Genomic DNA, 18,363 nt, shown 5'->3' with positions numbered 1-18,363 from the left:
CATTGTTTGGCCAGTACTTTCATTCATTTTATTCATACAGCTAATTGTTACTCATTTCATTTCCGGTATTGTGAAAATTTGATGACATTAGCGTAGTCATCCCATAAATTAATGAACGCTAACGAACTCCTTATTGAACTCAGGAAGTTTGTACTTATAAAATCAGGATTAAGAAACATTGATCCAGCCCATTGTAAGGTAATCTCTGAGTATGTATTCCAGGAAACAAAAAACTACGTTAGTGAAACCACTATAAAAAGGTTTTTTGGTTTTGCCAATACGCTGCACAAATTCTCTCTTTTTACGTTAAACAGTCTCTCGCAATACATCGGCTATGCCGATTGGAATGCTTTCTGCAAGGAAAAAGAAAACCAAATTTTACCTTCACAAAGCATTTGGCAAACCATTAAGTTAACGGCTAAGTCGATTACAGAACTGGCACTGGTTACTAAAAAAAATAATTCGGGCGTTCCGTTTAATTATACTGCCAACCGGAATTTTTACTATCCGGATTTCGATTATTTCTTAAAAAACAGTTACCAGTTTACTACGATAAGCGCACAACCCGGACAAGGGAAGTCTATACTAATTGCGCACATGGTAGAGCACTTTTTTTTATTCTGAGCATGCTTTATATAAAAATGACATTGTTTTGCTCCTGAATGTGAATAGCATCAATAACATCATTCAAAACGGACTTTCCTTAAAAGATTGGTTTCTAAAAGAATTTAAGTTTGAAAGTCTGAGCGCTTTAGTGAGTTATTTTAAAAAGCATCCAGATAAAAAAGAAGGAAAAATTGTTATAGTTGTTGATGGAATTGATACATTTCTGGCCAGAACTGATTTTTTTAAAATCTTTGTTGATTTCCTATATAGTATTGAAGAAAATAGTTTTTTAAAACTGGTGTTTGGCCTTCGAACCAATAGCTGGGTAAATCTACAGCCTATTATAACTGGCTCGGCTTTTTTAACAAAGAACTGGTATAACGGATTATTTTATGACATCGATGTACTTAGCAATGTTCCGCCATTAAATACCGAAGAAATATTAGGTATACTTAGTCGTCTTGAAGAAAAAGATGTAACCCAGGAAGATGTTCACCCCGCGTTATTGAAACAGTTAAAGTCACCCTTCTGGCTACAGGTTTATTTTCAGCTAAAGAATGAAAATTTTTCGCTTGAATTAAATGATCCACTTTTATGTTATGAACAGATCAATTATTTTCTGGAGAAAAAAATCTTTCTGGCCAAAAAAAGTACCGAGAAAATATTTCTGCTAAAAAAAATCAGTGAAAACATCTCAAAAGGTAATAAAGGCCTTCGCGTAGCCAAAGAAACTATCTTAACCTATATCAATGATTATCCTGATGCGTATGAAGAACTATTGTATGATGGCATCCTTATTCAGGAGAAACGCCTAAGCACAGCCATCCCAACAGAAGTTGTTCGCTTCCTTAACGATGACATTTACACTTATTTTCTGTTCATTCAAATCACTGAAAAATTTAATTATAAACCGAGTAAAGCATTTTTTGAATACATTCTCGAAAACTACACCCCTAAAACCTTAATTAGAAATTACATTCTGAACTGGTCCATCAGGTTTTGTATCAATAGAAATGAGATTTCAGAATTAAAAAACATTTTAAAACTGCCTTTTACAAATGAGGAGAAAAACGATTCATTTGATTTTATCTGTAGTGTATCGAAGTATGAAATAAGTAAGCCGAATTCCAATTTCAATAAACAAAGTATCAATATGGATTTTATTGATATTTTGGCTAACGGAAGAACGATGAGCCCTTTGTACAAAGAAACCGTGAAAGCGATTTCAGATAATGTGCTCAATGAAGATGTGCAAATTATGCTGTTGGTTATTGAGTGCAATATTGCATTGATTGATATCGACAAAACGCTTTTGGTAAATGCCATGCAATCATTAAAAAGGCATTACAAAAGATTGAGTGAGTTATTTCCGATTAACCCTTATGATTTAATATTATACTTTCATAATAACCTGATTGGCAAACCAAATGAAAGCAAAACCCTTGAAGAGAAAATCATCAGCCTTTGCCATCAAATTGATAAAAGTGAGCCTTTAAAAAATAGTCAAATCACCACAACCGAAGTTTTAGCGTACAGGATGGTGCTGCTTACTCTTTTTGCACAGAAAAATTATGCGGAGTGCCACCGTTTCATCATGGCGATTTTAAATAGGTATCCAAATATTTTTTATGTCAGATACTCAGTATTCTCCCCTTTCTTATTGCTTCAGCTCGGACAAACTTACTTGAAGCTTAATTATTACAAAAAAGCTAAACGGATTGTTGAGTTTGTAGAAAAGATAATTGAATGTGATTATACTTACTATACCAACTTTATTATTGTGAGCTTTAGTGTTTTCAAAGCAAATTTTTACAACTGCACACACAACTACGAACAGGCTGTTGCAGAAACAGAAACAGGACTAAAAATGGCAAGCCAGGATGATTTTAAAATTTACGAGATCGCCTTACAGTTACTGAAAATAGATTCGTTAAAACATTGCGACCGGCCGGAAGAGGTTTCAAATGCGATTAAAGAACTCTTTAATTTCTTATCGTTGCATAAAATCTCATTACCTGAATATGCCAACCTGAATAACTTTGAATTTGATCAAACTTTTAAGGTGCTAAAATCGTATAAAAAATAAAATGTCCTGCAGTGTAAACCAGCAGGACATTAATGATGTGAGTTCTAATTATTTAATCAGGTTGTACAGTTCATCCAGTTTTGGAGAAAGTACAATTTCAATTCTGCGGTTTTTACTTCTTCCATCGGCACCTGCATTAGAACCTAAAGGCTGAAATTCCCCTTTACCGGTTGCCGTCATCCGTACACTTTCAACCTTTTCATTTTCTGTTAGATAGCGAACAACTGATGTAGCCCGTAAAACGCTTAAATCCCAGTTGTCTTTAATCTGGCCTAGGTTATTTATTTTCTGATTATCGGTATGACCTTCTACAGCGATATTAATTTCAGGCTGTTGTTTCAGTACGTTAGCCAATTGTGTTAAGGCTTGTTTTCCTTTATCATCGATAATGATACTTCCTGATGGAAATAACAGTTTATCCGTTAAGGAAACGTATACCTTGCCATTTTTAATTTCTACCGTTAAGCCACTTTTTGTAAAACCAAGTAATGCTTGCTGCAACTTCTCTTTTAAAGAATTGGTGGCTTCATCGCGTTTGCGCAGTACCTCTTCCACTTCTTTCAGGCGTTTCTCGCGGGCGGCCAAGTCGCCTGATAACTTTGTAATTTCTGTAGTTGAATTATTTTTAAGTTTTTTATAGCTGGCATCTACTTCATTATAGCTGTTCTGCAAATCTCTCAACTCTTCAGCCATCATCGAGGTATCTTTCTTCAGTTTTTTAACTTCATTTTCCAGATTCTCAATTTTAACCAAACCTTCATTAAATGCAGTGTACAAAGAATCTTTGCTTCCAAGTAAAGCTTTATACTTTTTTGGAGACAAGACAACACACGATGTTAGGGATGAAATAAATAAAAGAATGGCAAAAGTTAAAAAGGTATTTTTCATATTTTAAGTATCAAGATTTTAGCAACAGGCATCAAAACCAGATAAATTTGAGTTTGATTACTGACTGATTGCGTTTCGTAAAAATGCCACTAATGGCTGTATTGCTCCAAAAGAACTTATTAACTTATTAACGAGTTTGGGATCAAAAAATTCATTGTCAGTTAATGAAGTAGTGGCTTCAAAACTTTTCAATTTCAAATATTCAATGTTTGGATCGGCGGGATCATAACCTTTTGGTGCATTTTTAAGTGCATTGCTGGTACCCAGCGTAAAGTGTTTTTTAAAATCTTTAGCAGATATAATTTCTTTAAATTCATCGATATTATAATCGATCTCTTGCCTGATAAGTTTCAAGTGCGCAGCTTCCGGCATCCAGTAACCGCCTGCGATAAAACTTTTGCCAGGCTGAATATGCAGGTAATATCCGGGCTCATTCACGCCCTTACCTTTAGCTGAAAACCAAATACCGAAGTTATTTTTGTAGGGATCTTTATTCTTGCTAAAACGAACATCGCGGTAAATGCGCATTAAGTTTTTCTTTGGATCTGTATCGGCAGAAATTAATGGATCGACTTTGGCAAGTTCAGGAATGATGACAGAAATTAAATTTAAAACATCCTGCTTCGCTTCTTCATATTTGTCCTTATGTTCAGCAAACCATTCACGATTGTTGTTCTCTGCAACATCTTTAATAAATTTTAGGGTTTCTTTTTTTAACATTCGTAAAATATGGATAGAGTTTTTGAAGCTAGTTAATGATGAACATTAAAGCGATGATGCTAAAGGATAGCGATAGCGTTACTATTGAATAACCTGAAATACGATTGCGTTTGGTAAATAACTGATACAATGAAAATAAGAAAATAATTACCAATAAAATTATAAGCGGAATGGTAATTAATTCTGCAACCGCACCGATTAACGTTATCGCTTGTAACTTAGCCAGTATACCTGTAAATGCAAGTACAAAATAAATTGAGGTTATTAAGGTAACAAAAAATAAATTTTTCGTAAACGATGAATGGTGAGTAATCATAATAGTTTTTGATTAAAGATACTATTTATCGTAATAAGGTTTATATTTTATATTAGGCGATAATACGTGAAGCAGGATTATCCTGGAATAACGATAATTAAATGGGTATAAAATAAAACAGCCAGAAAAGATGGCAATTAGGTAATGCCAAAAGGTAGCATCAGTTAACGGTCCAAAAATCAAATAGGTTATAAAACTTACTATAAGCATCTCAATCACATTCATTGCATAACTGACGTACATGGCTGCGTAAAAATAGCCTGGTTCAATTTCTATACGCTGGCCGCAATAACTGCAAATTTCTTTGGTATGCTGAATGTTCCAGCCATACATACTGCCTGTAAAAATATCTCCCCTACGGCAATGTGGGCATTTGCAATGAATAATTGCCGAAAGTTTTGAGGTTTTACCTGACATTCTTAATTTAAATGGAACGGCTCTTTTTTCATATTCAATTCCACATTTTTCTTACGGAATTTTTTATACCAAACCACACCAACAATTATTGCCATTAGGTAAGGGATAGCCAAAAGGTACAAAACGCCGGTGTTTAAACCTGCCGAAACCGTATTACCATTTTTTACGCCCTGCTCAGCATTGATGCTACACATGGCGCATTGTGCTTGCACATTTGCCGAAAACAAAAATACGCAAGCGATTGAAAATAAGATAAAAGTGAATGTCTTTTTCATCATTGCAAATATAAGATTAAACGAACGCCGTGTGGCAAAAATTATGTCATAAAAAAAACCCCGCTGATGAGGCGGGGTTTTAAGGAGAGACTGTTAATTATTGTAAAGTACCGGTAAATGTAAATGTTGGGTGCTGAACACTTTTGAACTGCCCCAGCGTTGCACCATTTGTTGGATTTGTAAAATAATCCAAAGTGAATTCGTCTACGTTAATGCGTTGAGCAAGTAGTGGTGCCATTACACCAGCCAGTGCGGCTGCGTTTCCACCAGCAGTACCTATTGTAAATTTATAGGTTCCAGCTGTGGTTTTCGTATAGGTGTACGGGTAGGTAAGTGTTAAACTTGTTGCTGCATACGGTGTAATCACATTAAGCGTCATGGTTTGAGCGTTTGTGTTAAATATGTAGGTCATGCTACCTAATGTTAACCTACTTCCGCCTACGCTAAAAGTTGCCACGCCGGTTGCAGCACTTGCTCTTTGGGCAATAAAATCTGCCCCCCATCCAGGGCTTGTAGTTGCTTGCGGAACCACAATTCGCGAATAATTTAGCCCCATCAATAAATGCAATGGAAGAATTGGTGTTGAAGATACTACAACTTCAACTCTTTGTCCGTCGATAGTGGTGTAGTATACTTTCTTTACCGGATCCCATGTCAATTCTGTTATTTTCTTGCCTTTGTAAAACAATGGCTCTTTTAGTACGATGCCAGTAAGCGTAAAAGCAAAGCCAGTGGTAGCCGTATTTACTTCGCCATTGCTATCCCAGATTAAACTGAATATTTTATTATAAACATCAATGCTGATCTGAACTTTTGTTTGATCACCAATCAATGCGTATAAATTTTTGTTCAATGTAGTGTAGTCTACTGCAGTAGTAACAGAATTATACAGACCTTTTGCATCGTAAGATGCTTTCTCAGCAGCTGTTGCTTTCACTAAAACCAACTTGCTTTTAAGGAGTTTGCCGGTAAGCATAATTGAATCTCCTACCTGCTTATCAAACGTAAATTCGAAGTCAGAATAAACACCCCAACCAGCCACACCACCAAAAGTATTAGGATTTGGATCGGCGAGAATGTGCATGTAACTGTAGGTATCAAATGATAAAGTTGGGTTTTGAAAAGCCTTAACCCTATAGGTACTTTCCATAATATCCGAAGCGGGAGCATAATCCAAATCGGCATACATGCTTACCTTGTTTTCTTTGTTAAAATTTAGAAAAAAGGAGTAGCCGCCACCACCATCGGGATATAGAAAAGCTTTCCAGCCTGTTGTACTACCAGTTAAAGCATTGGTGTATTTTGTTACCGCTTCGGTAATCCTTTCCTCTGGTCTTTGTCCATCAATTAAAACTTCCTCTTTCTTACAACCTGCAAAAAAAGCAAGAGACAATAATGAATATAAAAATATTTTTTTCATGTTAATTTCTCCTTTTATTAATGGCCCATTGTTCCGTAAAAATATGAATTGGCATTAGTAGTTTTGTAAAAAGCACCTAGTGAACCTACAAAACCGATCTCGCCCGGTATAATCTGGTTAATCCAGTTTACCCTGAATGAGCCCGAAGTAAAATAACTGTTCACGCCAGCCATTCTTGCATTAATGACGCCCATGTTGGAGTAAGGTACAGGATCTACAGCCGGAACGGTTGCCGTAGGCTGCGTAGCATTTAACGTAAAAGTCGTTACACCAGTAGTTGTATTTAAGGCTAGAGTATAATCCGCATCAGCTGAATAAGTAGTCGTACCGGCAGCATTTGTAAAAGTATATCTTAAAGTCATCAAATTGGATGCTCTAAAAGTCATTTTGAAATCTTTTAGTACAAAACCACCAGCTGTCATTGAAGTTCTTGCTGCATTCCACAAGCCTAAAAATTCTGCAGACTGACTTGGGTCAGTAGAAGGATTTGAAGTGAGCGTAGTATATCCCACGCCTAAACCAATCATACGCGAAAGTACAGGAGCTGAAACTTTGAACAGAGCCAATTGCACCTCTTTTTGCAACTTATAAAAATCAATATTAAATGCTGTTTTGAAGTAATCCACAACAAACTGTTCTTTTTTCTTCAATTTAATTTGTGCATCTGCAGGAACCGAAGCTACAATTCCATTATACTGAACGCCACCCATCATTAACATGTTCGAAGATTGTTCTGCGAAATCCTCTCCAGGAGATACCCGGGCATACTGTGTAATAAACCCTAACGAATATGCTTCTGTAAGCGGTCTTTGTGTCCAGTTTGCTTCATATCCGCCACGAGAAACCGTTTGGTATTCAGGAGAAAAATCAACCGTCTGGTTTAAGATGTGTGTATACTCGTGTTGAATCACCTGAATCATTTGCTTCACCGACCCCAGATTTGTTTTATCAAATGAGTTGATTACATAAAGTACAATTTTGCGCCCACCTTCGGCAGTTCCTAAGGTAATCGTTCCATTGCTGTTATATTCTGCACTACCTGCTAAAACAAATTGTTTTGGCGATATCCTTTTAATAAAATCGCTGCCACCTGCAGCTTCAAAAGGTCTGATCCAGACATCACGAACCATCTCCATGGCCGGAATAACTTGCCCAACCAAAGGAGGTGTAATATTTTTACCAGATGGAAGTTCAAAACGATCAAAACGATACTTGGTTTCGATGTTATATGGATTTAAAAAATTCTGATCTAACCATAAATCAGTTGCATTTTTATTGGTAATAATATTTTGATCAATAGCATCCAGATTGGCATTTAAGGTGCCTTCTTTTTTACAAGATGCCAGGATTGTAAGCATACCTAATGCTACAACGCCTTTATTAAATATTTTTTTCATAATAATCATCTTTATTATCTTGGATTTTGAGCAATACCTGAAAGTGTAACTTGATTTGGCAGTTGAAATAATTTACGCGGATCGTCTGCAGTTAGTGTATTTGTAGTAAAGGAACCGTTCACTGCAAAAACTCGGTGTTGAACAGGTAGTTTATACCTTAAAATATCAAACCACCGCAAACCTTCTTGTGTAAATTCTTTCTTTTTGAAATCTAAAATTGTTGCAATTAAACCCGCTTTAGGATCGGTGGTACCGTAAAAAGCAGCGATTTTAGCTAGCGTTACAGCATGCGTTGTAGCGTTGTAGTTTAAGATTCTTGTACTACAATAAGTATTCAAGTCAGCAAGCGCTAAAGCATTTTGTCCTGATGATGCATAAGCTTCTGCTCTATTTAATAATACTTCATCAGCAGTTAGTACCGGCACAATAGTGTAAGGGAAACCAATAGTGGCATTAGGACTTGTTCTAACAAAATATTCATTCCACTTTAACATGGTATAATGCGGAACACCATAATAAGCAGATTTATACGCCCAACGTGCTCCAGTAACATTTACTAAGAACATTTCATTGTTTTGAATCTGACCAAAACCATATCTTGGAGAGGTTGTTCTCGCCCATGACGAAGCAGTTTCAATTAATAACAATGTAGAGGGTTCATTCGCCTGCGTAAAGTTTATTACCTGCTCATCTAACGTATATGTGTTATATCTTGTATTCCAAGGCCTAAGTATAGTGGCAAAGGCATTACCCGGCGAAACTGCACTGGCATATTGAATCACTTTTTCATACTCTTTTTTGAATAAAAAGAATCTTGCAGCGAAGGCGTTTGCTGCAGCTACATTAAAGTGATATTTAGCAACTTTATAAGAAGTGTTCTTGATTAGCGGAAGACCAGCCAATAAGTCTTTCTCAATATTTGCATACACAGAAGCAACTGTACCGCGTGTATATTGAGCAGATACAATCTTTTCTGGTGCTGTTACATAAGGGATTCCTGGAGAATCATTGCTGGTTGCAGGATCATACACTTTCGAGTATAAGGTTACCAACATGAAGTGAGCATAAGCTCTGGCAACTAAAGCTTCACCTTTATATGGTAATGCTGCTGCTCCCAAATTATTTACCTCAATTGCTTCCAAAGCTGCATTTGCTGCTGCAATGGCTTCATAACAAGAATTCCAATATTGAGTAGGCGTATCATTACCATCATCATCATTGTCTAGCCAGTAAAATGGTTGGGTTATTGTTCTACCCTCACTACCAATTCCGGGTCCTTTATCCTCAGCGTTATCTGATGAAGTTTCGGTAAAAGCAATGTAATTACCTTCAGGATACGCACTGGTTAATAACTCTGCAACCTTTTCAACTGTATTAACCTGAGTTCTCTGATCTGGCGCCTGCTCTAAGAACTTTTTGCAACCAGTTGTCGATATGAGTGCTAAAGCAATTATCGATATATATATTTTTTTCATGATATTATATTTAGAATCCCACCTTTAAAGATAATGTAAACTGACGAGGGATTGGCAAGGCCACCCCACCAGATCCAAAAAACTCAGGATCCTGGCCGTTTAATTTTTTATCCGAATAAATTAAAAACAAGTTATTACCCACAGCACTAATCGATGAGTTGCTTAAACCAAGCTTCTTCGTAAATTTAGTTGGGATATTGTAGCTTAAAATAATTTGTTTCATTCTTACAAAACCACCATCTGCTACACGCTCCGTAGAATAATTATAATTGTTGTATGCATAATTACTACCGAATGATTGTGCTTCCAAAACATCTAAAATTGATGGCACATTGGTTAACAATTCATCCCCTTGTTGTTCCCAACGGCTTAAGAAGGCCTTTGGCATAGCGTCTAAATCGGTATAACTGGTTTTAAAAGCTGGTGATAAACGAACTTTGTTTCCAGCAGCAAATGTTACCAATGCAGATAATGTGAAATCTTTGTATTTAAATGTATTAGAGAAACCACCTGTATATTTCGGATCGATTGGTCCTTCATATTTCAGGTATTTCACCACATCACTTTGAAGGTAAACATCACCACTTACAATGCCTTCGTCATTAATAAATCTTGGCGATCCGTTTAAAGGATCTAAGCCTTGAAAATCAAGAGAGAACAAACCTCTTTGCGCATAACCCTCAAGCGGTCCACCATCAGCACCGATTAAACCGAAAATATTTGGCTGATTTTTTAAGTTGGTAATCTCATTGCGGTTATAGCCAAAAATTAATTGGGTAGACCAGTTGAAACCTGGGGAAGTAACTACTTTTGCTCCTAAAGCTGCCTCTATACCTTCCGATTTCATATCGGCATAGTTTGCCTGTTTTATGGCTTCACCACCGATACCAGAAGTTCTGAATGCACCAATCAAATCGAAACTTTTTCTTCTATAAGCATCAACTGTCAAGGTCATTCTTTCTTTAAATAAGCCTAAATCTAATCCAATGTTTAACTCGTTTAATTTTTCGAAAGTTAACTCAGAGTTTTCAAGACCTGCAATGTATAGTTTAGTCTCTTTTTCTCCAAGATAAGGACGGCGGGTACCCATACTTTGTACCACTAGGCTAGAGTTAGTTGCCGAACCCATACTTGCAACTAAACCATAGGTTGCTCTTAAAGTAGCACGGCTGATGATGCTTCTAAGTCTTTCATTTTGCATGAAATTCTCGGTATCAATATTCCAGGCACCTGATACATTCCAGGTTGGTAACCATCTTGCTGTAGGCGATTCACCCAGTAAGTTAGATCCATCGTAACGACCAGTCGCATTAAGGCTATATTTTCCTTTATATGAATAAGCTGCTCTTAAAGAGTAATTTAAATAACGCTCATAACGATAGTTCATACTGTAATAGTTAAAACCACCCTCCACATTTTGTTTAACGATGTTTGGATCTATGAATGGAACACCTCCTTTGTCATACTGATATCCATAGCCATCAAAAATTTTGTTTTGACGATTAATATAACGCATCTCCTGAGTAGCGAATACGTTAAAAAGATGATCTTCGTTGAAAGTTTTATCGTATTCTAAACTGTTACGAACATAGTAGTTAACAATGTTATCATCATTAGTTTTATAGAAACCTCCGTAAGGTAAAACCGAAACAGGCAGTGCATTGGGATCATCAGGATTGCGATATAAAAATTTATTACTCCTTCTAATGGTTGCATCATCTGGACTTATACCAGCACGGTAAGCCTGTGCCATGTTTGAGTTTTCAGTGATTTTATGCTCTTGAGTCGTCTTTGCGAAACGATATGCACCATCAAATGAATACTTTAAGTTATTGGTGATTTTATACTTTAAACCACCCTGAACTTTAAAATCGATAAGACCTAATTCCAAGGTATTATTTTCCAGCTCATTTAAGATATTAAAAGGTGCATAATTTTGGCTAAAAAATTCACGGTTACCATTTGCATCATACGGTGTTAAGGTACGGCTGGTGTTTAAAGCATAACTGAACGGGTTGATATCAAAATCTCGGTCGTATGTTCCATAAACCGGATTCCCGTTTCTGCCTAAGGTACCAGGCGCTTTTTGATCACGGATTGAACCTTGTGTGATTAACTCAAAACTCAACCTATCGCTGATTTCGAAGTTACCACGAAAGTTTCCGGTAAATCTTTTTACGTTGTCACCAACCGTCCATCCGTTATCCTGAAGGAAACTGGTTGATGCATATATTTTAGATTTTTGCGTACCTGTAGCCACACTTAGAGAGTGCTCCTGCATTAATGATTGTTTGAACAATACATCAAACCAATCGGTATTGGCATCAGCATAACGCTGTAAAAATTGTTTTTGGCTTTGGGCATCATTTCTCAGAGCATAACTATTGGTAGCGGGGTCATAGATATACATTTGATTATACATCTTCGTAAAAACACCACCGTTTGCGCTTCTGGATGAGCTTGAATGATTTAACCAACCTTTATTTTGCATTTCAATATAAACATTCATCTGGTCAGCTGAATTTAAGATATCGAAATTATTATATGATGGTTTCATGTAACTCGAGAAGTTTCCTGTGTAAGAAATTAATGGTTTTCCATCAGTATTTCTTCCTTTTTTAGTCGTGATGATTACCACACCATTCATTGCTCTTGCGCCATATTGTGCAGTTGCAGCAGCATCTTTTAAGATATTGAAACTTTCGATATCATCAGGGTTTAAGCCTGCAACAGATGAACCTACCAAAGTAGATGGATCTCCTGTCGATAATTGTTCGTTAGAGATATTCACCACATCTTCCAGGATAATTCCATCAACCACCCAAAGCGGTTTATTATCGCCAGAAATTGAAGTAGCTCCACGAACACGGATTTTAGGAGCAGCACCAAAAGTTCCTGAAACGTTTTGTACAGACACACCGGCCACACGACCCTCTAGCATACGACTCACATCCGTGATACCATCACGCTTTACATCAGATGCTTTTAACGCTGTTGCCGAACCCGTAAATAATTTCTTGTTTAGTTCCTGATAACCTGTAGAAACCACATTCACCTCTTTAAGTTGAGCAGCATCTTCTTCGATAGAAACATCGATAGTGGTTCTGCCATTCACAGCAACCTCAATGGTTTTGTAACCTACAGAAGCAAAAGATAAAGTTGCGCCATCTTTAACGCGAATTTGGTATTCTCCATTTCCATTGGTAGAAACTGCATTAGAAGCTCCTTTTTCGCGAACGCTCACACCCGGCATTGACGAGCCATCTTTTTTATCTTTTACACGGCCTTTGATGATTACGTCTTTTTGATTAGATTTTGGCGATTCCTGAACTTTCAGAATAACCTGTTTGCCAACCAATTTGTAAGCAATATTTTTTTGCTTCAACTGGTCTAATGATTCAGTGATCGATGTTAATTTGGTTGGAACATCTAAAATCATTGTTTTGTTAATTTCAGCGGCATCATAAACAAAACTTACACTGTAAGTTTGTTCAATTTTCTTTAAATAGCTGTCTAATCTTTCGGGCCTGGCTTTGCCTTGCTGCGCATCAGCACTGGCTAAAACCGTCCAAAAGATTGCACACAGAAGCAGTGCCATTCGGCGCAAACCCATTGCCGCATTTCTTTGGTAGAAATTTCTCTCCATAGTTTAATTGTTTGTTTGTTTGATTAGTTAAAAGGTAGTTAGGGTGATATGATCTTTGGTTTCTTTGATTTTTACATTGTAAGTGGCTTTTAGCACGTCCAAAACTTCATCTAAACTGTTATTTTGGAACTTTGCATTGAATTTTTCGATAACCTGGTGGTTGGCTTCGAGTTTAATATTTTTATGATAGTAATGGCTTAACTGTTTACAAACTTCTCCAAGTGGCGTATCAACAAAAATCAGTTCGTGAGTTAACCATGAATCTGCATTTTGCGATAAGCGGGTAGTAAACTCCCGTTTCTGAATACTATACGTTAACGCTTGTCCTGCTGTTAAAATTGAAGATGCACCATTAGAATATGGCGAAAATATCACCTTACCTGTCTTTACATCAAGATCAATCTTGCCTGGAGAATAGTCGATATTAAAGGAAGTACCTAAAACGCTTACCTTCGATTCACCCATGGCGATACTGAAAGGATGGTGAGGATCTTTAGTTACGTTAAAGAAAGCCCTTCCCTTGCGTAAAAATATTTCTCTCGATGCCCCACTAAATACTTTAGGATAACTTACGATGGTATTTTCAGCCAGTATTACGGTTGATCCATCTGCAAGCTTAACTGAATCGATATTGCTATCCGTTTTCAAGCTCAGTAACTCTACATCGTTCCTTTTATCAAACCACCAATAACATGTTGCAGCAAGCAAAATTGTAGCAGCCACAGCACTCATCCATTTAGCAAAACTTGCCGGGCGACCTGAAATTCTCTTTAAAGCCTTTTGGAAACTGGCAACTGCTTCTTCTTCTTTTAAATGATCTAAACGGGCAGACTTCGAAGATAACTTCCATACACGTTCGATATCCTTAAAGTAGGATTCATTGCTTTTAGATTCAGCGCAAAAAGAAATTATTTCAGCATGAAGTTTTTCATCCTGCGGATTGTTTAAATACCGAACAATTAAGTCCAGGTATTCAGGTTGGTTAAGCATTAGTTAGTTTGGGTTTGTATCATATAGACAAATAACTTTTACAAAACCCCTAGTCGATCCTAAAAAAAATTAAAAAAAAGAAGATTATTATGGAAAATGCCGTTCAGCACAACTAATTCTAATATAAAAATGTATTTATCAGCATCAAATATGATTTAGCCCGTTTATTTAAGTGTGAATCTTTTAGAAACCGCTCTCTTAAAATCTTTAATGCATTACCAATATGATTTTCTACAGTTTTTTCAGAAATATTGAGTTGCTGAGCAATTTCCTTGTATTTTAAATTTTCAAACCTATTCAGTTTGAAGATTTTTTTGCATTGAGCGGGTAGTTTTTCGATTTCTATTCTAAGCAACACGATAATTTCGTTCTCTTCGTCTAATTCAGTTAAATATTCATCTGTTAATGTAGAAGCAAGTTTTAAATGATGCTGCTCAATATTTTTTTGGCGATTGAGGTGATTGATGGAAGCGTTTATTACCGCTCTATAGAGATATGATTTAAGCGACTTAACCTCAACTAATTGATAGGGATTTTCCCATATTTTCAAGAAAACATCCTGTACAAGTTCCTCTGCTGCATAAACATCCTTTAAATACTTATCGCTTGCCAATAGCAGTTTTTGAAAGTACGACGTATAAAAACGGGTAAAGATCGAGGTTTGACCTTTCTCAATTAAAGTAATTAAATCACTTCCCGTTTCTATTTCTGCTACATCCATTAATTGTCACGCGTTGATCTGCTAATATCAAATCAATAATACAAATTAATGCTCAAAAAAGTGACAGAAAGTATTTGCTTTTTTGTAAAGCAGTAGGTTTACAGGTTTAGTAGTGATAATATGGAGAAATCATCAGATAAACGATTACGCCAGTTACAGCAACGTAGAGCCACATTGGAAAAGTGATCCTGGCAATTTTTCTATGTTTGTCAAACCGTTGCGCCAATGCCCTAACATAGGTAACCAATACAAACGGAATAATAATCACAGACAGGCAGATGTGCGTAATCAAAATTACGTAATAAACGTATTTGATTATACCCTCTCCGCCAAACTTAGTAGAATCTGATGTCATATGATAAGCCACATACATGGCCAGGAAAGCAACAGAGAGGCAAATAGCAAATTTCATGAGGTTTTCATGCAACTTTTGTTTACCGTTTTTAATTGCCCAAACAGCTATAACCAACACAATAGCTGTAATTCCGTTAATGGCAGCATATATTGGCGGTAAAAAAGATAATGGTTTAACGTCATAGCCTAGCTTTCTTAAATTAACGCCAAATAATAATGCGACAACCAATGGAATAGCAATGGATAAAACAACAATCCATTTATTATATTTTTGTTCAACTGATGATTTCATTCTGATTCTAATCGCTATGTCAATTGGCTCCAATTACCTTTCAACCTTATGTTTTATTTTAAACTTTCAGCTTTGTACTTTACAACTAAATTACCTGCCGTCTTTTACTGTTCGAAGGTATTCGGCAATTAATACCTTAATTTCATCTTCCAGCCTGCCTCTTGCCTCGGGATTATCAATTTCATAAATGCCTCTGATGCGATGTTGCACATCAATCAGCAAAATCTTATTACCAAAAATAAAGTTCGGTTTATCTTTTGTATCATCCAGAATCACGTCGAGCATCAGACCTTTTCGAATGAGTGGATATGTAGATGCGGTATCACCTGTAAGCAAATCCCATTTCCCCGGTTTGGCATTAAGCTTTGCTGCAACACCATCTACCTTACTTTTGTCATCAGGATTTACTGATAAGCTTAAAAATCGTACTAATGGTTTTTTCTCGTAGCCTTCAGATAATTGCTTGATATACTGAATGACGTTATTACTGCTGGCATCAGCATAGAAAAGGTTCATCACAACAATTTTATCTTTAAGGGATAACCAATTGATTGAATCGCCGTTTTGATTGCTTAACCTAAAATCTGGAATCTGGTGATAAATGGTATCGGGTATTTTTTTTCCTTTTACCGAATGGAAAGTTGAAGCCACTATTTTCTCGCCAAAGATTGGTAAGCTCTTATACCGGTTTTTAGCGAACTGTGGCAATAAGTAAAAAAACAAAAATCCTGGTATAGCTAAAATGCTTACCAGGATTATTACCTTTTTTATGGGGTTTCTTTTCATTAATGGCTTAACATATGGAGGTTTAAGAAACCGCCTTCAATTAACATCAAAACAATAAAGTAAATAATGAAAATGAATGAAACTGTTAATGAAAGTTGTAAACCTAACTTTTCGTATTTCAAGTGCATGAAATAGGCAACGATATAAAAAGCTTTAACCAATGTTAATGCGATATAAACGAAGTTCCCGACCCCGTGTGACATATACCCTTTAGGTAAAACCACCAAAGCAATGATAAATTCGATAACTGTTATCAACAATAGAATACCGAAAACCTGCCAAATTTTACTTTTGGTTAAACCAGCATGCTCTTCGTGCTCGTGTCCTTCTGTTGTATGTGAATGATGTTCTGACATGATAATATTTTTAGATATGATAAATTAAACCAAATAGAAGAATGTAAATACAAACACCCACACTAAATCTACAAAGTGCCAGTATAAACCAACTTTTTCAACCATTAAATAGTGACCTCTTTTTTCGAAAGTTCCATTAATCGTCATGATTAAGATGATGATGTTAATTACCACACCACTGAATACGTGGAAACCGTGGAAACCTGTAATGGTAAAAAATAAGTTAGAAAACTGTTGTGCAGCCACTAATGATACATCACCAGAGAATAAGTGTTTTAATTCTTCAGCGGAAGGAATTTCTCCCCATCCAAATCCTTCATGGAATAAGTGTGTCCATTCTAAAGCCTGGCAGCCTAAGAACATAAAACCACCAATGATTGTGGCAATCATCCACCAGATTACTTCTTTCTTCGAACGTCTGTGTCCGGCTTCTACGGCTAATACCATTGTAACCGAACTCATGATTAAGATGAAAGTCATGATACCCACGAAAACCAATGGTGCACCATGATCCATGATACCAGGAATTGACTGGAAAACCAAATCAGGATCTGGCCATGTTAATTTTGAAAAACGCTGAGCGCCATAATAGATCAATAGCGATGAAAAAGTAAAAGCATCTGACAAAAGGAAAAACCACATCATGATTTTACCATATTCTACCGACCACGGAGAACGACCACCATTCCATGGTCCGGTTTTAACTTGATCTAATTGTGATACTGAATTCATTTGGAAATAGTATAATAGTTTGTTAACAAATTTAACGGTTCAAAAGTAAAAAAACATACAGATATATCCATAATATATCTATAAAATGCCAGAAAATAGATGCGATTTCCATGCGATACTGGCTTTTCGCTAACGGAATATTTCTATAGCTACCTACTAAGGCGCTGATTATTAAGAAAACACCTGCAATAATGTGCAATAGGTGAATAAAGCTTACTACGTAAATAAATGATATTGCCGCATTATTACCCACTAATGTTGCACCTGTATTCACCATACTTCCCCATGCACTAAACTGCATCACGCCAAACGCTATGGCCAAAATTACAGTAATTAAAAGCAGATTTCGTTGCATATCAAACTTCAGTTTGCGTAATGCTTTCGAAGCCAGGAAAAGCGTGATACTGCTTGCTATAATCACCAAGCTTGAGTAAATAAATGCATCAGGTAATACCAAGCCATGGCCTTTTCCTTTCGATGCCGAAAAAACCAGATAATAGCTGGTAAATCCACCAAACATAATGGTTGATGAAACCACGAATAACCAAACGATGAACTTCCTTGGTTTTGGATCAAATGTATCTTGGATATTTTCCATTGTTAGAACCATAAATTATTTTGCGATAAAATTTAATAATAATCCCAACTGTACAGCAGGAATGTAAAAAAACGAGCAAAACATCACTCGTTTTGCATCAATCAACTCTCTGTTTAACAAAAGTTTTAAAGCCAACCAGCTAAATATAATCCCAGCTATCAGTGATAAACCTGCAATGTAATAGCCTCCGAAACCATAGATAGTAGGCATTAGGCTCACAGGAATCAAAATTAATGTACTGATGAAAGTAATCAACGCAGTTGCTTTATCACGTTTTTAGTAGGTAAC

The 18,363-nt window shown here is 36.3% G+C and carries 18 protein-coding genes; 2 read left to right on the top strand and 16 right to left on the bottom strand.

The annotated features are described in order from the left end of the window. Window positions 1–111 precede the first annotated feature (111 nt). Window positions 112–624: a hypothetical protein gene (locus ON09_RS03865; RefSeq protein WP_029204094.1), complete on the top strand. Its 513-nt coding sequence runs from the start codon at window positions 112–114 to the stop codon at window positions 622–624. A 40-nt stretch (window positions 625–664) separates the two neighbouring features. Next, window positions 665–2,692, top strand: a complete 2,028-nt coding sequence (locus ON09_RS03860) for a tetratricopeptide repeat protein (protein ID WP_029204093.1) — start codon at window positions 665–667, stop codon at window positions 2,690–2,692. Between the two features lie 48 nt (window positions 2,693–2,740). Here ON09_RS03860 and ON09_RS03855 read toward each other — a convergent pair whose 3' ends face one another. The 16 genes from ON09_RS03855 to ON09_RS03780 all read right to left on the bottom strand — a co-directional run bounded on the left by ON09_RS03855 (window position 2,741) and on the right by ON09_RS03780 (window position 18,075). Beyond that, a complete protein-coding gene (locus ON09_RS03855; protein WP_010599746.1) occupies window positions 2,741–3,580 on the bottom strand; it encodes an OmpA/MotB family protein in 840 nt (279 codons plus the stop codon). Between the two features lie 57 nt (window positions 3,581–3,637). Further along, window positions 3,638–4,300, bottom strand: coding sequence for a DUF2461 domain-containing protein (locus tag ON09_RS03850; RefSeq protein WP_010599745.1), 663 nt, complete (start codon window positions 4,298–4,300; stop codon window positions 3,638–3,640). Between the two features lie 28 nt (window positions 4,301–4,328). Next, window positions 4,329–4,616 (bottom strand): hypothetical protein, encoded by a 288-nt coding sequence (locus tag ON09_RS03845; protein ID WP_010599744.1) that lies wholly within the window; start codon window positions 4,614–4,616, stop codon window positions 4,329–4,331. A gap of 21 nt (window positions 4,617–4,637) precedes the next feature. Next, on the bottom strand, window positions 4,638–5,033 hold the full coding sequence (locus ON09_RS03840) for a hypothetical protein (protein WP_010599743.1): 396 nt from the start codon (window positions 5,031–5,033) through the stop codon (window positions 4,638–4,640). A 2-nt stretch (window positions 5,034–5,035) separates the two neighbouring features. After that, complete coding sequence (locus ON09_RS03835; RefSeq protein WP_238533595.1) at window positions 5,036–5,311, bottom strand: hypothetical protein; 276 nt, start codon at window positions 5,309–5,311, stop codon at window positions 5,036–5,038. A gap of 94 nt (window positions 5,312–5,405) precedes the next feature. Next, the gene (locus ON09_RS24055; RefSeq protein ID WP_010599741.1) at window positions 5,406–6,728 is read right to left on the bottom strand and encodes a DUF4302 domain-containing protein; all 1,323 of its coding nucleotides are present in this window, start codon (window positions 6,726–6,728) and stop codon (window positions 5,406–5,408) included. A gap of 17 nt (window positions 6,729–6,745) precedes the next feature. Next, window positions 6,746–8,125, bottom strand: a complete 1,380-nt coding sequence (locus tag ON09_RS24050) for a zinc-binding metallopeptidase (protein ID WP_157258825.1) — start codon at window positions 8,123–8,125, stop codon at window positions 6,746–6,748. A 14-nt stretch (window positions 8,126–8,139) separates the two neighbouring features. After that, window positions 8,140–9,600 carry a RagB/SusD family nutrient uptake outer membrane protein gene (locus ON09_RS03820; RefSeq protein WP_010599739.1) on the bottom strand — a complete coding sequence of 487 codons (1,461 nt, stop codon included), beginning with the start codon at window positions 9,598–9,600 and terminating at the stop codon, window positions 8,140–8,142. Window positions 9,601–9,610: 10 nt separating this feature from the next. Continuing rightward, window positions 9,611–13,246, bottom strand: coding sequence for a SusC/RagA family TonB-linked outer membrane protein (locus ON09_RS03815; protein WP_010599738.1), 3,636 nt, complete (start codon window positions 13,244–13,246; stop codon window positions 9,611–9,613). Between the two features lie 27 nt (window positions 13,247–13,273). Then, the gene (locus tag ON09_RS03810) at window positions 13,274–14,236 is read right to left on the bottom strand and encodes a FecR family protein (RefSeq protein ID WP_010599737.1); all 963 of its coding nucleotides are present in this window, start codon (window positions 14,234–14,236) and stop codon (window positions 13,274–13,276) included. A gap of 118 nt (window positions 14,237–14,354) precedes the next feature. Then, a complete protein-coding gene (locus tag ON09_RS03805; protein ID WP_010599736.1) occupies window positions 14,355–14,957 on the bottom strand; it encodes an RNA polymerase sigma-70 factor in 603 nt (200 codons plus the stop codon). 106 nt (window positions 14,958–15,063) lie between these two features. Beyond that, complete coding sequence (locus ON09_RS03800; protein ID WP_029204092.1) at window positions 15,064–15,603, bottom strand: DUF420 domain-containing protein; 540 nt, start codon at window positions 15,601–15,603, stop codon at window positions 15,064–15,066. Between the two features lie 90 nt (window positions 15,604–15,693). Continuing rightward, window positions 15,694–16,389, bottom strand: a complete 696-nt coding sequence (locus ON09_RS03795; RefSeq protein WP_010599734.1) for an SCO family protein — start codon at window positions 16,387–16,389, stop codon at window positions 15,694–15,696. Next, entirely contained in the window at window positions 16,389–16,745 is a 357-nt protein-coding gene (locus ON09_RS03790) for a cytochrome C oxidase subunit IV family protein (protein ID WP_010599733.1), read from the bottom strand. The genes ON09_RS03795 and ON09_RS03790 overlap by 1 nt, the downstream gene beginning before the upstream one ends. A gap of 24 nt (window positions 16,746–16,769) precedes the next feature. Further along, window positions 16,770–17,477, bottom strand: a complete 708-nt coding sequence (locus ON09_RS03785) for a cytochrome c oxidase subunit 3 (protein WP_010599732.1) — start codon at window positions 17,475–17,477, stop codon at window positions 16,770–16,772. A gap of 31 nt (window positions 17,478–17,508) precedes the next feature. Beyond that, on the bottom strand, window positions 17,509–18,075 hold the full coding sequence (locus tag ON09_RS03780) for a cytochrome c oxidase subunit 3 (protein ID WP_010599731.1): 567 nt from the start codon (window positions 18,073–18,075) through the stop codon (window positions 17,509–17,511). Between the last annotated feature and the right edge of the window lie 288 nt (window positions 18,076–18,363).

The sequence above is a fragment of the Pedobacter agri PB92 genome (genome assembly GCF_000258495.1).
Taxonomy (GTDB): Bacteria; Bacteroidota; Bacteroidia; order Sphingobacteriales; family Sphingobacteriaceae; genus Pedobacter; species Pedobacter agri.
The sequence above is the reverse complement of the archived record's forward strand: the minus strand, read 5'-3'. Positions and strand labels throughout refer to the sequence as shown.

Bases quoted from the DNA above. Each gene is read 5' to 3' on its own strand.
- ON09_RS03865 (WP_029204094.1), top strand. From the start codon at position 112: ATGAACGCTAACGAACTCCTTATTGAACTCAGGAAGTTTGTACTTATA.
- ON09_RS03855 (WP_010599746.1), bottom strand. From the start codon at position 3,580: ATGAAAAATACCTTTTTAACTTTTGCCATTCTTTTATTTATTTCATCC.
- ON09_RS03850 (WP_010599745.1), bottom strand. From the start codon at position 4,300: ATGTTAAAAAAAGAAACCCTAAAATTTATTAAAGATGTTGCAGAGAAC.
- ON09_RS03845 (WP_010599744.1), bottom strand. From the start codon at position 4,616: ATGATTACTCACCATTCATCGTTTACGAAAAATTTATTTTTTGTTACC.
- ON09_RS03840 (WP_010599743.1), bottom strand. From the start codon at position 5,033: ATGTCAGGTAAAACCTCAAAACTTTCGGCAATTATTCATTGCAAATGC.
- ON09_RS03835 (WP_238533595.1), bottom strand. From the start codon at position 5,311: ATGATGAAAAAGACATTCACTTTTATCTTATTTTCAATCGCTTGCGTA.
- ON09_RS24055 (WP_010599741.1), bottom strand. From the start codon at position 6,728: ATGAAAAAAATATTTTTATATTCATTATTGTCTCTTGCTTTTTTTGCA.
- ON09_RS24050 (WP_157258825.1), bottom strand. From the start codon at position 8,125: ATGAAAAAAATATTTAATAAAGGCGTTGTAGCATTAGGTATGCTTACA.
- ON09_RS03820 (WP_010599739.1), bottom strand. From the start codon at position 9,600: ATGAAAAAAATATATATATCGATAATTGCTTTAGCACTCATATCGACA.
- ON09_RS03815 (WP_010599738.1), bottom strand. From the start codon at position 13,246: ATGGAGAGAAATTTCTACCAAAGAAATGCGGCAATGGGTTTGCGCCGA.
- ON09_RS03810 (WP_010599737.1), bottom strand. From the start codon at position 14,236: ATGCTTAACCAACCTGAATACCTGGACTTAATTGTTCGGTATTTAAAC.
- ON09_RS03805 (WP_010599736.1), bottom strand. From the start codon at position 14,957: ATGGATGTAGCAGAAATAGAAACGGGAAGTGATTTAATTACTTTAATT.
- ON09_RS03800 (WP_029204092.1), bottom strand. From the start codon at position 15,603: ATGAAATCATCAGTTGAACAAAAATATAATAAATGGATTGTTGTTTTA.
- ON09_RS03795 (WP_010599734.1), bottom strand. From the start codon at position 16,389: ATGAAAAGAAACCCCATAAAAAAGGTAATAATCCTGGTAAGCATTTTA.
- ON09_RS03790 (WP_010599733.1), bottom strand. From the start codon at position 16,745: ATGTCAGAACATCATTCACATACAACAGAAGGACACGAGCACGAAGAG.
- ON09_RS03785 (WP_010599732.1), bottom strand. From the start codon at position 17,477: ATGAATTCAGTATCACAATTAGATCAAGTTAAAACCGGACCATGGAAT.
- ON09_RS03780 (WP_010599731.1), bottom strand. From the start codon at position 18,075: ATGGAAAATATCCAAGATACATTTGATCCAAAACCAAGGAAGTTCATC.